At 67.6% G+C, this 14631-nt stretch carries 12 protein-coding genes and 1 rRNA gene; 2 read left to right on the top strand and 11 right to left on the bottom strand.

Going from position 1 to position 14631, the window contains the following annotated elements; genetic code table 11:
* Window positions 1-163 precede the first annotated feature (163 nt).
* Window positions 164-1685, bottom strand: a 16S ribosomal RNA gene (locus tag ACZ5Y9_RS12020).
* Window positions 1686-2278: 593 nt separating this feature from the next.
* On the opposite strand from ACZ5Y9_RS12020, the gene ACZ5Y9_RS12025 reads away from it, so the two are divergent.
* Complete coding sequence (locus ACZ5Y9_RS12025) at window positions 2279-3583, top strand: CoA transferase (RefSeq protein WP_464471432.1); 1305 nt, start codon at window positions 2279-2281, stop codon at window positions 3581-3583.
* Here ACZ5Y9_RS12025 and ACZ5Y9_RS12030 read toward each other — a convergent pair.
* The 4 genes from ACZ5Y9_RS12030 to ACZ5Y9_RS12045 are packed head-to-tail and all read right to left on the bottom strand — an operon-like array spanning window position 3568 to window position 7164.
* Window positions 3568-4362, bottom strand: a complete 795-nt coding sequence (locus ACZ5Y9_RS12030; RefSeq protein ID WP_464471433.1) for a DUF4184 family protein — start codon at window positions 4360-4362, stop codon at window positions 3568-3570. The two genes, ACZ5Y9_RS12025 and ACZ5Y9_RS12030, sit on opposite strands and share 16 nt — an antisense overlap.
* A gap of 45 nt (window positions 4363-4407) precedes the next feature.
* Window positions 4408-5709, bottom strand: a complete 1302-nt coding sequence (gene tyrS, locus ACZ5Y9_RS12035; RefSeq protein WP_464471434.1) for a tyrosine--tRNA ligase — start codon at window positions 5707-5709, stop codon at window positions 4408-4410.
* A gap of 28 nt (window positions 5710-5737) precedes the next feature.
* Entirely contained in the window at window positions 5738-6523 is a 786-nt protein-coding gene (locus tag ACZ5Y9_RS12040) for a hypothetical protein (protein WP_404598576.1), read from the bottom strand.
* Window positions 6520-7164 carry a SatD family protein gene (locus tag ACZ5Y9_RS12045; RefSeq protein ID WP_247625363.1) on the bottom strand — a complete coding sequence of 215 codons (645 nt, stop codon included), beginning with the start codon at window positions 7162-7164 and terminating at the stop codon, window positions 6520-6522. Before ACZ5Y9_RS12045 ends, ACZ5Y9_RS12040 begins: the two co-directional genes overlap by 4 nt.
* A gap of 60 nt (window positions 7165-7224) precedes the next feature.
* On the opposite strand from ACZ5Y9_RS12045, the gene ACZ5Y9_RS12050 reads away from it, so the two are divergent.
* Window positions 7225-7809, top strand: coding sequence for a DUF1349 domain-containing protein (locus ACZ5Y9_RS12050; protein ID WP_464471435.1), 585 nt, complete (start codon window positions 7225-7227; stop codon window positions 7807-7809).
* Window positions 7810-7845: 36 nt separating this feature from the next.
* On the opposite strand, the gene argH is transcribed toward ACZ5Y9_RS12050, so the two are convergent.
* The 6 genes from argH to argC are packed head-to-tail and all read right to left on the bottom strand — an operon-like array spanning window position 7846 to window position 14542.
* Entirely contained in the window at window positions 7846-9276 is a 1431-nt protein-coding gene (gene argH, locus ACZ5Y9_RS12055) for an argininosuccinate lyase (protein WP_247625361.1), read from the bottom strand.
* Window positions 9273-10229, bottom strand: coding sequence for an ornithine carbamoyltransferase (gene argF / locus ACZ5Y9_RS12060; protein ID WP_247956524.1), 957 nt, complete (start codon window positions 10227-10229; stop codon window positions 9273-9275). Before argF ends, argH begins: the two co-directional genes overlap by 4 nt.
* Entirely contained in the window at window positions 10226-11431 is a 1206-nt protein-coding gene (locus tag ACZ5Y9_RS12065; RefSeq protein ID WP_247625359.1) for an acetylornithine transaminase, read from the bottom strand. Before ACZ5Y9_RS12065 ends, argF begins: the two co-directional genes overlap by 4 nt.
* The gene (gene argB / locus ACZ5Y9_RS12070) at window positions 11428-12327 is read right to left on the bottom strand and encodes an acetylglutamate kinase (protein WP_247634407.1); all 900 of its coding nucleotides are present in this window, start codon (window positions 12325-12327) and stop codon (window positions 11428-11430) included. Before argB ends, ACZ5Y9_RS12065 begins: the two co-directional genes overlap by 4 nt.
* Window positions 12324-13481, bottom strand: coding sequence for a bifunctional glutamate N-acetyltransferase/amino-acid acetyltransferase ArgJ (gene argJ / locus ACZ5Y9_RS12075; protein WP_464471436.1), 1158 nt, complete (start codon window positions 13479-13481; stop codon window positions 12324-12326). Before argJ ends, argB begins: the two co-directional genes overlap by 4 nt.
* Window positions 13478-14542 (bottom strand): N-acetyl-gamma-glutamyl-phosphate reductase, encoded by a 1065-nt coding sequence (gene argC, locus ACZ5Y9_RS12080; protein ID WP_464471437.1) that lies wholly within the window; start codon window positions 14540-14542, stop codon window positions 13478-13480. The genes argJ and argC overlap by 4 nt, the downstream gene beginning before the upstream one ends.
* Between the last annotated feature and the right edge of the window lie 89 nt (window positions 14543-14631).

The raw sequence follows: 14631 nt of genomic DNA on the forward strand, positions 1-14631 counted from the left end.
AGGCACCGGTCCCCTCACCCCACTCTTTCCAACAACCGAAGTTGCGTACTCGACCAGAGATCAGATCTCGATGCCATGTCAAATGTTCCACCCATGAGCTCCCAGCGAAGAACGTATGCCTTCGATCTGGGTTCTGGACTCCGAAGAGTCAGATGCTCCTTAGAAAGGAGGTGATCCAGCCGCACCTTCCGGTACGGCTACCTTGTTACGACTTAGTCCTAATTACCGATCCCACCTTCGACGGCTCCCTCCACAAGGGTTAGGCCACCGGCTTCAGGTGTTACCGACTTTCATGACTTGACGGGCGGTGTGTACAAGACCCGGGAACGTATTCACCGCAGCGTTGCTGATCTGCGATTACTAGCGACTCCGACTTCATGAGGTCGAGTTGCAGACCTCAATCCGAACTGGGACCGGCTTTTTGGGATTCGCTCCACCTCGCGGTATTGCAGCCCTTTGTACCGGCCATTGTAGCATGCGTGAAGCCCAAGACATAAGGGGCATGATGATTTGACGTCATCCCCACCTTCCTCCGAGTTGACCCCGGCAGTATCCCATGAGTTCCCACCATTACGTGCTGGCAACATAGAACGAGGGTTGCGCTCGTTGCGGGACTTAACCCAACATCTCACGACACGAGCTGACGACAACCATGCACCACCTGTTTACGAGTGTCCAAAGAGTTGACCATTTCTGGCCCGTTCTCGTATATGTCAAGCCTTGGTAAGGTTCTTCGCGTTGCATCGAATTAATCCGCATGCTCCGCCGCTTGTGCGGGTCCCCGTCAATTCCTTTGAGTTTTAGCCTTGCGGCCGTACTCCCCAGGCGGGGAACTTAATGCGTTAGCTGCGTCACGGAATCCGTGGAATGGACCCCACAACTAGTTCCCAACGTTTACGGGGTGGACTACCAGGGTATCTAAGCCTGTTTGCTCCCCACCCTTTCGCTCCTCAGCGTCAGTTACGGCCCAGAGATCTGCCTTCGCCATCGGTGTTCCTCCTGATATCTGCGCATTCCACCGCTACACCAGGAATTCCAATCTCCCCTACCGCACTCTAGTCTGCCCGTACCCACTGCAGGCCGGAGGTTGAGCCTCCGGATTTCACAGCAGACGCGACAAACCGCCTACGAGCTCTTTACGCCCAATAATTCCGGATAACGCTTGCGCCCTACGTATTACCGCGGCTGCTGGCACGTAGTTAGCCGGCGCTTTTTCTGCAGGTACCGTCACTTTCGCTTCTTCCCTGCTAAAAGAGGTTTACAACCCGAAGGCCGTCATCCCTCACGCGGCGTTGCTGCATCAGGCTTCCGCCCATTGTGCAATATTCCCCACTGCTGCCTCCCGTAGGAGTCTGGGCCGTGTCTCAGTCCCAGTGTGGCCGGTCACCCTCTCAGGCCGGCTACCCGTCGACGCCTTGGTGAGCCATTACCTCACCAACAAGCTGATAGGCCGCGAGCCCATCCCCAACCGAAATTCTTTCCAGACGCAGACCATGCGGTCACGTCACATATCCAGTATTAGACGCCGTTTCCAGCGCTTATCCCAGAGTCAGGGGCAGGTTGCTCACGTGTTACTCACCCGTTCGCCACTGATCCACAGAGCAAGCTCTGCTTCACCGTTCGACTTGCATGTGTTAAGCACGCCGCCAGCGTTCATCCTGAGCCAGGATCAAACTCTCCGTAAAAAAGAAATGCATACCACCCGGGGAAAAACCGGGAAGCAGCGAGTTTGATGCTGACCAAAGAGACAAATTCATTGCTGACTTCATCCGTTGCCAACCCCACAAGGAGGTTGGTCTTTGATCCAAAGGAATCTCATCCAGCCGAAGCTGAATCGAGGTTATTTGGCATTTGACAAGTGCACGCTGTTGAGTTCTCAAGGATCGGATGCTCCCACGACCCAGTCATCACAACCAGGCCCGAAGGGCAACTTCTCTATCTTACCCATCTCATCCGGCTTGTCAAGTCGGCGTGTCGAGCAGATCAGTGATCCGCTGCACAGCCGGACAAGCTGTAGAAGAGGTGAGTTCCCCATCCTAGACGCTAGCGCCTGTTCTCTCAAGTGAGAGTGGATCGGGATTCGTTCTCCGCTTGAGGGGGGTGAGGCTCTCGGCCTTTCCGCTTCCCTGTGGGGCGAACAAGTAATAAGTTACGGGGATTCCGGGGTTCTGGCAAATCGGGGCCCACCCCTCGGGCGTGTCGCAGCGGCTCCCGGATCGCCTTCGTCCCGATCACAGGCGTTTTCCCGCCCGCGACGCGCCGGGACTACGCTCGGCGCATGCCCACCTCACTGCTGCGACGCGTCTTCGCGGATCTTGCGATCACGCCCCCGGTGGACGTCGATGCCCCCGAACCGCAGGGCACCGTCGCCCTCCCCTCTCGGCTCGCGACGGACGAACTCGCCCGCTCCAGCGTCGCGGCGATCAGCGCCGTAGCGGGACGCGACCTCCGGACGGTCGACCTCGAGCGCATCGCCGTGGCGTATCGGAGCGATCGCTTCCTCACGATCGACGGCTCCTCTCCCCCGGTCTGGTCGCCGTTCTCCGGGTTCTGGTCCACGGGTGACGGTTGGCTCCGCACCCACGGGAACTACCCGCATCACGCGGCAGCCCTGCGTCGTGGCCTCGGCGTCGCGCCGAACGGTGACGCGACGGACGTGGCGGCCTCTCTCGCCCGTATCACCGCGGTCGACGCCGCCCGTGAGATCGCTTCTGCGGGTGGGCTCGCCGTCGTCGTGGAGCATGAACGTCCCGCGGTCGATCGTGCTCTGCGCACGACAGCACTCGTCGAGGTATCGCGTGACGGCACCCGCCCGTCGCTCGCAGACCTGTCGAGACCCCGGTCACCCGACGCTCCGCTCGCGGGGTACCGCGTGCTCGATCTCACACGCGTCATCGCCGGACCGGTGTGCACGCGCACGCTCGCCCTCCTCGGTGCCGACGTGCTGCGCATCGATCCTCCGCATCTGCCCGAACCGGAGTGGCAGCACCTCGATACCGGCCATGGGAAGCGAACGGCTCTCCTCGATGCCCGTTCCCCGCAGATGGAGGAGCTGCTGTCGTCCGCGGATGCCGTCGTGCTCGGATACCGCCCGTCGAGCATCGCGCGCCTCGGGCTCGATCCGGACGCGCTCGCGCGTCGGCATCCGCACCTGGTGATCGCCCGACTGAGCGCCTGGGGCAGCGAGCATCCGGACCGGGCGGGATTCGACAGTCTGGTGCAGGCCGAGTCCGGCATCTCCTGGATCGAGTCACGGGATGGGCGTGTGCCCGGTGCGCTCCCTGCTCAGGCGCTCGACCACAGCGCGGGATACCTGTTGGCCGCCGCCGTCTGCGTCGCTCTCCGCCGGCGGGAGCTCGAGGGCGGAAGCTGGATCATCTCGACCTCGCTGCGACGGATCGCCGCCGAACTGCTCGGGCTGCCACGACACGATGTCCTCGCCGCCGAGCGAACGATCGACGGCTCAGGCCATACGACGCGGTTCTCCGTCGGCGGGCGGAGCATCGTGACCGTCGGCTCGGTGATTCCGGGATTCGACTTCGCAGCCCCGCGGCCCTGGGGACGGGATCAGCCGCGCTGGTGACGTGAGCGCCGCATCGCGAGCACGAGGCACAGCACGATCGTGGCCGCTCCCCATATCGCGCAGGCCGGAGGCAGCACCCGGTAGGCGAGGTGCTGCGCGGTGAACTCCGCGTCGAGTGGACCCCAGATCAACAGTCCCACGATCCACGATCCGATCAGGACGACGGGGAGCGACACCCACCAGGCGATGCGCACACCCTGCGGCACGCGGCGATCCAGGGTGGGTCGAGGCGACCGACGCCGCACCCAGACCAGCGCCCAGATTCCGATGATCGCCAGCCCGATCACGCTCGATCCGTGCTGCAGCCACTTGTAACCCGGTAGCGGGCCCCACATCTCGTCGAGCGCCGGGACCAGCTCGACGCCGGTACGCCCTTCGTGCGTGAAGAGGTCCCAGAGGATGTGCGAGATCACTCCGAGGATCAGCGACGCGGCGAGCAGCACCGGGTACGCCCGACGCCCACCGACTCCCACGGCCTCCCCCGCCGCCGCGAACGCCGAGCGATCCCAACCCTCGGGAAGCCGCCGCGCGACCCATGCCGGAACGAGCTCCGGCACGGCCGGACGCAGCACGACGCGCCACACGAGGAAGAGCACGAACGCGAGGAGCGCGGTCCAGACCACGTTCCCCGCGGTGTGGGTGAACTCGTAGTTCAGTCCCACGCCGCGGAGGAACAGCGGAAGGTCGGGGGTCATCGCCCCGATCGCGATCGCCGCCGGCACGAGCGGCGTCCGGACGAACGGAAGTGCGACCAGCGCGTGGCTGGGTGTGAACGGCATCCGTCCTCCTCGGTGTCGGCGCCGAGGCGCGACGGCATGGAACCGTCAGGCGATGAACACGCCGGCCAGGGTCTTCTTACCGCGACGGAGCACGGAGACCCCACCGGGGAGACCACCACGCACCGTGTCGTTCTCGTCTTCGACGCGCGCGCCGTCGATCGAGACGCCACCCTGGGCGATCGCACGCCGCGCCTCGGAGAGACTCGACACCAGACCGGTCGAGACGAGTGCCTCGACCACTGGCGAGCCCAGCGTGACGGTCGTGTTCGGGAGCTCCTCGAGCGCGGTCCGCAGCGTGGCCGCATCGAGTGCGGTCAGGTCACCCTGACCGAACAGCGCGTCGGATGCCGCGATCACCGCCGCCGTCGCCTCGACGCCGTGCACGGTCGCGCACACCTCGAGCGCGAGGCGCTTCTGCGCGGCGCGACGGAACGGTTCAGACTCGACGAGTGCCGCGTACTCCTCGATCTCGGCGCGCGAGAGGAAGGTGAAGACCTTCAGACGCTCGATCACATCGGCATCAGCGGTGCTCAGCCAGAACTGGTACATGCGGTACGGGCTGCACATCGATGCATCCAGCCAGATCGCATTGCCTTCGCTCTTGCCGAACTTGGTGCCGTCGCTGTTCGTGATCAGCGGGGTGCCGATCGCGTGCGCCGACGCCCCCTCGGAGCGCCGGATGAGATCCGTGCCGCTGGTGAGGTTGCCCCACTGATCGGAACCGCCGGTCTGCAGCACGCAGTCGTACTGGCGGTAGAGCTCGAGGAAGTCCATGCCCTGGAGGATCTGGTAGCTGAACTCGGTGTAGCTGATGCCCTCGTCGGAGTTGAGGCGGGCTGCCACCGCGTCCTTCTTGAGCATCGTGCCCACACGGAAGTGCTTACCGACCTCGCGCAGGAAGTCGATCGCCGAGAGCGGCGCCGTCCAGTCGAGGTTGTTGACGATCCGAGCGGCGTTGTCACCCTCGAAACTGAGGTAGCGCTCGACCTGAGCACGCAGACGATCGACCCACTCGGCCACCGTCTCACGCGTGTTCAGTGTGCGTTCGGCTGTCGGGCGCGGATCGCCGATCAGCCCCGTCGACCCTCCGACGAGCCCCAGCGGCTTGTGACCGGCGAGCTGGATGCGGCGCAGCGTCAGCAGCTGCACGAGGTTGCCCAGGTGCAGGCTGGGTGCCGTGGGATCGAACCCGCAGTAATACGTGATGGGGTCTCCCGCGAGCAGGGCGCGCAGCGCCTCCTGGTCGGTGGACACGTGGACGAGGCCACGCCACACGAGTTCGTCCCACACGTTCTCGAACGTGGGGTCGATCGCCGGCGTCGCAGTCGTCAGAGCGGGATCAGACACGCTTTCCAGGCTATCAGCGCCGGATGCCTCACCCGTTCGCCGACCACCAGACGAGGAACGCCGCGCCGAGGGCGATCACCCAGCTGACGAGGCTGCCGACCAGGAAGTACTCGGCTCGCGCACCGGTCTCGCGTCCGCGCGAGATCTCGGGGAATCGCACGATGCCCTTGGCCGCGAGCATCGCCGCCAGGAGCGGGTACGCCGCAGCGAGGGTCAGCATGAGCACCAGGATCCGCTCGAGGGGGCCGATCAATCGCCCGCCCTGGAATGCACTGCGCCGATCGATCGCCGCCGTCGGTTCGGATGCGGATGCCGATGACTCGCCGTCGGCCCGCTCCGCATCGGCGGGGGTCGGCTCGAGCTCTCGGCGCTCGACCGGGCGCCAGGTGTGTTCGCCGTCGAGAGCCGCGCGCACCACGAGGTTCGCGGATTCGAGGAGGAACGCAGCCGCCCCGACCACCAGGACGGCGAGATCGAAGGAGATCGCGCCGACCGGCGAATCGAGGTGCCACACCTCGCCGATCAGGCCCGCGCCCGAGCGCTCGGGGAGAGTGACCACGGCGCCGACGCTGACGATGCCGAGCAGCACGGCCGGCCAGAACCCGGCGGGTGATGGACGGTCGTCGGGCATGCACCACACCCAGAGCGCACCGACCACGAGCGCAGCCAGCATCGGGAGCAGCGCGTCGCCGACGCTGCCGAGCACGAGGAGCAGCACCGCGACCACCAGATAACCGATCCAGCGGCGCGCGGCGAACTGCCGCACGAGGTCGACGGCACCGACCGCGAGAAGGAGGAAGCCGGCGAGGATCATGCGATGTCACCGCGCAGCGTCGCCAGGCCGTCGATGAGCGCCTGGGCTCCGGCCCGACGCAGCGACTTGGAGACGCTGGGTTGGGTCACGCCCTCGATCTCGGCGAGTTCTTGCTGGGAGCGGCCCACCAGGCGACCGTAGGTCAGCCGTCGCTCTCGCTCGCTCATCGCTCCCACCAGCTCGTCGCGGACGAGGAGGTAGGCGTTCGATACCGCGATCGTCGACTCCATGACCTCATTCTGACCGGGGGCACCGACAATCCACGTGCGCGAGCGCGGGACCGCTCGTCGTTCGCGCTCGTGGGCGAGGTCGATCGCCTCCCGTGCAGCCCACCATCCCGGCCCGTCGGGAAGCGCTCCGTGCGCGGAATCCACGCGGCGGACCTCCCCCACACCGAGCCCGAACCGCAACCCGATGCCGTCGGGAAGCGCGAGACGGATCATCAGGAGCGACGTCATCGCCCCCTCGAGATCGCCATAGACGGCCTGCTGCTCGTCGCCCACCGTCGGGGTGAGGGGCTGCAGCGCCAACGGGCGATCGCGCTCGGCCTGAGCGATCGCGTCATCGAGTCGACGCTGGGCGACCCCGCGGTCGCTCAGGGAACGGGAGCCGACGATGTCGGCGATCACGGCGATGACCATGTATATAACCGTATCACGCATATTCTTGAGTTATGCCTTTATGGGCTATATTCTCGGGATATGCCTGAATCGCAGAACGTCCCGTGGAGCGCCGGAACCTGGACCCATCCTCCCCTCTCGATCGAGAGCGGACAAGAGCTCATCGCCACCGCCGTCGAAGGAAGCGATGCCTGGCGGCACACGGCCTACGGATTCGTCCACGACACCGAGCACGCGCTCCTCGCCCCGCTCGCCGTCGGCGAAGCCATGGAGGTCTCCTTCCACGCGCCCTGGACCGGAGAGTTCGATCAAGCCGGCGTGTTCGTGCGCATCGACGACGAGCACTGGATGAAAGCCGGCCTCGAGTACGCCGACGGGCACCTCGGCCTCGGCGCCGTCGTCACCGCCATCCGCTCCGACTGGTCCGTCGGGTACGTCGACGACTGGCTCGACAGCGAGGTCACGGTGCGTGTGAGCCGGTGGGCGGATGCCCTGATCGTGCGTGCCCGCGCGGCCGACGGCCCGTGGCGACTCGTGCGGGTCGCCCCGTTCGACGGCGACGCCGCGGCATCCGCCGGGCCGTTCCTCGCCGGGCCGACGCGCAGCGGACTCGCCGTGCGGTTCTCCCGATGGACGCGGACGCCCGCCGACACCGACCTGCACTGAGCACCGGGCTCCGGCCCACCGGGGCCGGAGCCCGGCTCAGATACCGAGCGCGTGCGCGGCGGCCTGTGCGCGGGCGACGAGTTCGGCGCGCTGCTCGGCCACGCGCACCGGAGCGGTTCCACCGATCCCCGTGCGCGAGGCGACGGAGCCCTCGATCGTGAGGACCTCGCGCACCTCCGGGGTCAGATGCGAGGAGACGCCGGCGAGCAGTTCGTCGGACGCGTCCTCGAGACCGATCCCCTGCTCCTCGCAGGCGCGCACCAGCGCACCCGAGATCTCGTGCGCGTCGCGGAACGGCACCCGTCGCTTCACGAGCCACTCCGCGACGTCCGTCGCGAGCGAGAAGCCCTGCGGTGCGAGAGCCGCCATCCGATCCGTGTCGAAACGCAACGTGGCGATCATGCCGGCGAAAGCGGGAAGCACGACCTCGAGGGTGCGAACCGAGTCGAAGACCGGCTCCTTGTCCTCCTGCAGGTCGCGGTTGTAGGCCAACGGCAGTCCCTTGAGCGTTGCGAGAAGCCCCGAGAGATTGCCGATGAGGCGCCCGGACTTACCCCGCGCGAGCTCGGCGATGTCGGGGTTCTTCTTCTGCGGCATGATGCTCGACCCTGTCGAGTAGCCGTCGTCGAGGGTCACGAAGCCGAACTCGCGCGTGTTCCAGAGGATGATCTCCTCTGACAGGCGCGAGATGTCGACACCGATCATCGCGGTCACGAAGGCGAACTCGGCGACCACGTCGCGTGCGGCCGTGCCGTCGAGTGAGTTCTCGGCCGGACGATCGAGCCCCAGCTCCGAGGCGACGAGCGATGGATCGAGACCGAGCGTGGAACCCGCGAGCGCTCCCCCGCCGTACGGCGAGACGCCGGCCCGTCGACGCCAGTCGACCAGGCGCTCGAGCTCGCGCACCAGCGGCCAACCGTGGGCCTGCAGATGATGAGCCAGTAGCACGGGCTGTGCGTGCTGGAGATGCGTACGCCCCGGCAGGATCGCCTCGGGGTGCGCCTCGGCCTGCGCCACGAGCGCGTCGATCACCCGCAGGATGTCACGGGCGATCACCGCCGCGTGGTCGATGAGGTACATGCGCACGAGCGTCGCGATCTGATCGTTGCGACTGCGGCCGGCGCGCAGGCGTCCGCCCAGCTCCGGGCCGAGCTCGGCGATCAGCGCCTGCTCGAGCGCGCCATGGACGTCTTCATCGGTCGGCGCCGGGAGCAGCGTGCCGTCGGCGACCTTGCGCGCGACCGCGTCGAGGCCCGCGTGCATGCGCACCGCCTCCTCCGGCTCCAGATAGCCCGCCGCCTCGAGGGCCGTGGCGTGGGCATGCGAACCCGCGATGTCGTACGGGGCCAGGATCCAGTCGAAATGCGTCGACCGGCTCAGCTCCACGAGCTCGGGTGACGGACCGGTCGCGAACCGGGCGCCCCAGAGCGCGCCCTCGTTCGTGCCGTCGCTCTTCGCGCCGCTCATGCGGAGGCTCCGGCGAGGGCCGATGCCGAGCCGTTCTTCCGCAGCAGCCACACCAGCAGCGCCTTCTGCGCGTGCAGGCGGTTCTCGGCCTCGTCCCACACGACGCTCTTCGGGCCGTCGATGACCTCGGAGTCGACCTCGTATCCGCGATCGGCGGGAAGGCAGTGGATGAAGATCGCCTCCGAGTCGGCGAGCGTCATCGTCTCGGGCGTCACCTTGTAGCCGCCGAGATCACGGATGCGCGCGATCTTCTCCTCTTCCTTGCCCATCGACACCCACGTGTCGGTGACGACGACGTCGGCGCCGGCCGCAGCCTCGACCGGATCGGTGTACAGAGTGATGGACCCACCGGTCTCGGCCGCTCGACGGTCGGCCGCCTCCACGACGTCCGCCCGCGGCGAGTAGTCGGCGGGAGAGGCGATGCGCACGTGCATGCCCGCTGTGACGCCGGCGAGCGCATAGGAGTGCGCCATGTTGCTCTGCCCATCGCCGAAGAACGTCAGCGTGAGCCCCGCGAGCTCGCCCTTGTGCTCACGGATCGTGAGCAGATCGGCGAGCAGCTGGCAGGGGTGGAAATCGTCGGACAGCGCGTTGATCACGGGCACTCGGGTGCCCGCCGACATCTCTTCGAGCCCCGACTGCGCGTAGGTGCGCCACACGATCGCGGCGACCTGGCGCTCGAGAACCCGCGCGGTGTCCGAGGGGGTCTCCTTGCCGCCGAGCTGGCTGCTCGCGGTCGAGATGATGAGGGGCGATCCGCCGAGGTCGGCGATCCCGACCGCGAAGGAGACACGGGTGCGGGTCGACGACTTGTCGAAGATCACCGCGACCGTCTGGGGCCCGGCGAGGCTCTTGTCCGCCCACCGATCCTTCTTCAACTCGATCGCGAGATCGAGGATCTCGGCCTGTTCGGCGGGCGTGAGGTCATCGTCGCGCAGCAGGTGGCGGGTCATGCGGATACCTTTCCGGGGAGCGTCGCGAAGACGTCGGAGAGCGTGGCCGCGAACAGCTCGCGGAACTCGGAGATCTCGGCGTCGCCGATCGTGAGGGCGGGCGCGATGCGCACCGTGTCGGGATTGGCCGCGTTGACGATGAGGCCGCGCTCCTGCGCCGCAGCGACCACCGCACCCGCGACCGGCTCGGTGAGGGCGACGCCGATCAGCAGACCGCGACCGCGCACACCCGACACCAGCGGCGATTCCAGTCCGAGGATCGTCTCGCGCAGTTCTTCACCGCGTCGGGCGGCGTTCTCGACGAGCCCCGCGTCCTCGATCTCGGCGAGCACGGCATCCGCCACCGCGGTGGCCAGCGGATTCCCACCGAAGGTCGAGCCGTGCGAGCCGGGGGTGAACAGATCGCTCGCCGCACCGTAGGTCACGAGCGCGCCGATCGGGAAGCCCCCGCCGATCCCCTTCGCGAGCGTGATCGCATCCGGGGTGATGCCCTCATGGCTGAACCCGAACCAGGCGCCGGTGCGCCCGGCACCGGTCTGGATCTCGTCGACGATGAGGAGCGCTCCGTGCGCGAGCGTCAGCGAGCGGGCGGCGGCGAGGTAGCCCTCGGGAAGCTCGACCACGCCGGCCTCGCCCTGGATCGGCTCGACGATGACCGCCGCGACGCGATCGTCCATCGCGGCTTCGAGCGCCTCGATGGTCGCCGGGATGTGCTCGACGCCGCCGGGCATCGGCTCGAACGGGGCGCGCATCGCCTCTTTCGCGGTCAGCGCGAGCGAACCCATCGTGCGGCCGTGGAAGCCGTTCTCGAGGGCGATGATGCGCGGACGCTCGGCACCGCCGTGCAGACGGGCGAGCTTGAACGCGGCCTCGTTCGCCTCGGCGCCGGAGTTCGAGAAGAACACCCGACCGTCGATCCCGGCCCCCGCGAGACGCTTGAGGCGTGCGGCGAGCGCGAGCTGCGAGGGGGTCGCGAAATAGTTCGAGACGTGGGCGAGCGTCGCGGCCTGGCGGGAGACCGCTTCGACGAACACCGGGTGCGCGTGGCCCAGGGAGGTCACGGCGATCCCGGCGAGGAAGTCGAGGTGGCGTCGGCCCTCGGAGTCCCACAGATAGGAGCCCTCGCCACGCGTCAGCAACGCCAGGCGCGCTCCCGCGTTGAGTACGAGGTCGCGCTGCGCGTCGTCCTGCCAGATGGTCATCCTGCCACCACTTCCGTTCCGATTCCTTTGCTGGTGAAGAGTTCGACGAGCACCGAGTGCGGCACGCGTCCGTCGATGATCGCCGCGGCGTCCACTCCGCCCTCGACCGCGTCGAGGCAGGCGCGCATCTTCGGGATCATCCCCGACTCGAGGCTCGGCAGCATGTCGATGAGGGCCGTCGACGTCAGGTGGGACACGAGCGAATCGCGGTTCGGCCAGTCGGCGTAGAGCCCCGGCACGTCGGTGAGGATCACGAGCTTGCGGGCGCCGAGGGCGATCGCGAGGGCAGCCGCCGCCGCGTCGGCGTTGACGTTGAGGGAGTGCCCCGGGTGGTCGAGATCGGGCGCGATGCTCGACACGACGGGGATGCGCCCGGCGACCAGATGATCGATGACCGCCGTCGGATCGACCTGCACGACGTCGCCGACTCGCCCCAGATCGACCTCTTCACCGTCGACCATGACCCCGCGACGGCGACCGCCGAACAGGCCCGCGTCCTCACCGCTGAGCCCTGTGGCGATCGGGCCGTGGGAGTTGATCTTGGTGACCAGCTGCGGGTTCACCTGGCCGGTGAGCACCATGCGCACCACGCCGATCGCCTCGGTGTTGGTGACGCGATACCCGCCCTTGAACTCGCTGGGGATCTCGAGGCGCCCGAGCATGTCGGAGATCTGGGGGCCGCCGCCGTGCACGACCACCGGCTGCACGCCGACATAGCGCAGATACGCGATGTCCTGCGCAAAGGCGTCCTGCAGTTCGTCCGACACCATGGCGTTGCCGCCGTACTTGACCACGACGATCTGGTCGCGGAACTTCTTCAGCCACGGCAGCGACTCGATGAGCGTCGTCGCCTTCTGCGCCGCCTCTTCGGCGGGAGTGTCCTGGATGTCGGTCATGAGGCGTAGGCGCTGTTCTCGTGCACGTAGTCGTGGGTGAGGTCGTTCGTGAGGATCGTGGCGGATGCCTCGCCCGAACGCAGGTCGATGACGAGGTTCGTCGCCCGAGGCGTCAGGTCGACATCTTCGCGCGGACGATCCGGACCGCCTGCGGTGCACACGCGCACGTCGTTCATCCAGACGTCGACGTCGTAGGGGTCGAACTGCGCGGACGTCGTGCCGATGGCGGCGAGCACCCGACCCCAGTTGGGGTCGTTGCCGAAGATCGCCGCCTTGAAGAGATTGTTGCGGGCCACCGAACGGCCGACCTCGACGGCATCCTGCTCGGACACCGCGCCGCGCACCTCGATCGTGATGTCGTGGCTCGCGCCCTCCGCATCGCCCTGCAGCTTGACCGCCAGTTCCTGGCAGAGCTCGCGCAGCGCCGAGCGGAACGCATCCAGGTCGGGCTTCACCCCGCTCGCCCCGTTGGCGAGGAGGGTGACCTGGTCGTTGGTCGACATGCATCCGTCGGAGTCGAGCCGGTCGAACGTGGTGCCGGTCGCTGCGCGGAGCGCGGCATCCGCCTCGAGCGGCTCGAGGTCGGCATCCGTCGTCACCACGACCAGCATGGTGGCGAGTCCGGGAGCCAGCATGCCCGCGCCCTTCGCCATGCCGCCGATCGTCCATCCGTCGCCCTGCACGACCGCCGTCTTCGCGACGGTGTCGGTCGTCATGATCGCCTGGGCCGCGGCGTCGCCGCCGTCGGCGGACAGCGTGGCGATCGCCTGCTCGGTGCCGGCGAGCACCTTCGCGCGGAACACCTCGTCACCGGTGCCGATCAACCCGGTCGAGCACACGAGCACGTCACCCGCGCTGATGTCGAGCAGCTCCGCGGCCTTCTCGGCCGTCTGGTGCGTGGTCTGGAATCCGAAGCTTCCGGTGAAGCAGTTCGCGCCACCGGAGTTGAGCACGACCGCCTCGACGACGCGATCGGCGATCACCTGCTGCGACCAGATGATCGGGTTCGCCTTGGCGCGGTTGCTCGTGAACACGGCGGCGCCGACCTTGCGCGGGCCGCGGTTGACGACGACGGCGACATCGGGCTTGCCGGTGGACTTGAGGCCGGCGGCGACGCCTGCCGCTTCGAAACCTGCGGGGGCGGTGACGCTCACGGGGCGACTCCGTTCACTGAGAGCGCGCGGTCCTCGGGGAGGCCGAGCGCGATGTTCATGGACTGGATGGCGGCGCCGGCGGTGCCCTTGACGAGGTTGTCGACCGCGGCGACCACCGTGACCCGATTCGCCGCACGGTCGATCGCGAGACCGATCAGCGCGGTGTTCGCACCGAGCACGTCGGCCGTGCGCGGGAACACGCCCTCGGGCAGCAGCTGCACGAAGGTCTCGTCACCGTAGGCGTTCTGCCAGGCGGCGCGGATGTCGGCGTCGGACGCACCGGGCACGATCGGCGCGGTCGATGTCGCGAGGATCCCCCGCGACATCGGCACGATCACCGGGGTGAACGAGATGCGGATGCCGTCGCCCGATGCGCCGGTGCTCGCGGGCGCAGCTGCGGCGAGCGCCTGGCGGATCTCGGGGATGTGCCGGTGGGTGCCGCCCACGGCGTAGGGGTTCGCGGTGCCGAGGACCTCGCTGGCGAGCAGGTTGGTCTTCAGGCTCTTTCCCGCACCGGAGGGGCCTACCGCGAGCACCGAGACGATGTCGCCCGGGTCGATCACACCGGCAGCGACCCCGGGGGCGAGGCTGAGGCTGACGGTGGAGGCGTTGCAGCCGGGAGCAGCGATGCGTGTGGCACCGCGCAGGCGCTCGCGCTGCTTCGTTCCGTCGACGAGGAGCTCGGGCACGCCGTAGGTCCAGGCATCGTGGAAGGTGCCTCCGTAGAACGCGTCCCAGGCGTCCTGCGACGTCAGACGGTGATCGGCACCGGCGTCGATGACGAGCGGAACGTCGCCCAGCGCGTCCGTGTACTGCCCGGACTGTCCGTGCGGGAGCGCGAGCACGACGATGTCGTGACCCGCGAGGATCTCGGGCGTGGTGTCGTGCAGGGTGAGGTGCGCGAGGGAGCGCAGGTGGGGCTGGTGCTGGACGAGCGGCTGTCCGGCGTTCGAGTGCGCCGTGACGGTGCGGATCTCGATGTCGGGATGAGCGGCGAGGAGGCGGAGGATCTCGCCGCCCGCATAGCCGGATGCGCCGGAGACGGCGACGGAGTACGTCATGCTTCTACCTTAACGGTCGGGGCTGTCGGGGACCGGGGCGGCGACACCGGTGCTCGACCATCGTCCGCCGGGATCGGCAGGCAGGAGCG

It is taken from the genome of Microbacterium sp. T3-8, from assembly GCF_055398145.1.

Bases quoted from the DNA above. Each gene is read 5' to 3' on its own strand.
- ACZ5Y9_RS12045 (WP_247625363.1), bottom strand. From the start codon at position 7,164: ATGGTCATCGCCGTGATCGCCGACATCGTCGGCTCCCGTTCCCTGAGC.
- argB (WP_247634407.1), bottom strand. From the start codon at position 12,327: ATGACCGACATCCAGGACACTCCCGCCGAAGAGGCGGCGCAGAAGGCG.
- ACZ5Y9_RS12040 (WP_404598576.1), bottom strand. From the start codon at position 6,523: ATGATCCTCGCCGGCTTCCTCCTTCTCGCGGTCGGTGCCGTCGACCTC.
- ACZ5Y9_RS12030 (WP_464471433.1), bottom strand. From the start codon at position 4,362: ATGCCGTTCACACCCAGCCACGCGCTGGTCGCACTTCCGTTCGTCCGG.
- ACZ5Y9_RS12065 (WP_247625359.1), bottom strand. From the start codon at position 11,431: ATGACCATCTGGCAGGACGACGCGCAGCGCGACCTCGTACTCAACGCG.
- argH (WP_247625361.1), bottom strand. From the start codon at position 9,276: ATGAGCGGCGCGAAGAGCGACGGCACGAACGAGGGCGCGCTCTGGGGC.
- ACZ5Y9_RS12025 (WP_464471432.1), top strand. From the start codon at position 2,279: ATGCCCACCTCACTGCTGCGACGCGTCTTCGCGGATCTTGCGATCACG.
- argC (WP_464471437.1), bottom strand. From the start codon at position 14,542: ATGACGTACTCCGTCGCCGTCTCCGGCGCATCCGGCTATGCGGGCGGC.
- ACZ5Y9_RS12050 (WP_464471435.1), top strand. From the start codon at position 7,225: ATGCCTGAATCGCAGAACGTCCCGTGGAGCGCCGGAACCTGGACCCAT.
- argF (WP_247956524.1), bottom strand. From the start codon at position 10,229: ATGACCCGCCACCTGCTGCGCGACGATGACCTCACGCCCGCCGAACAG.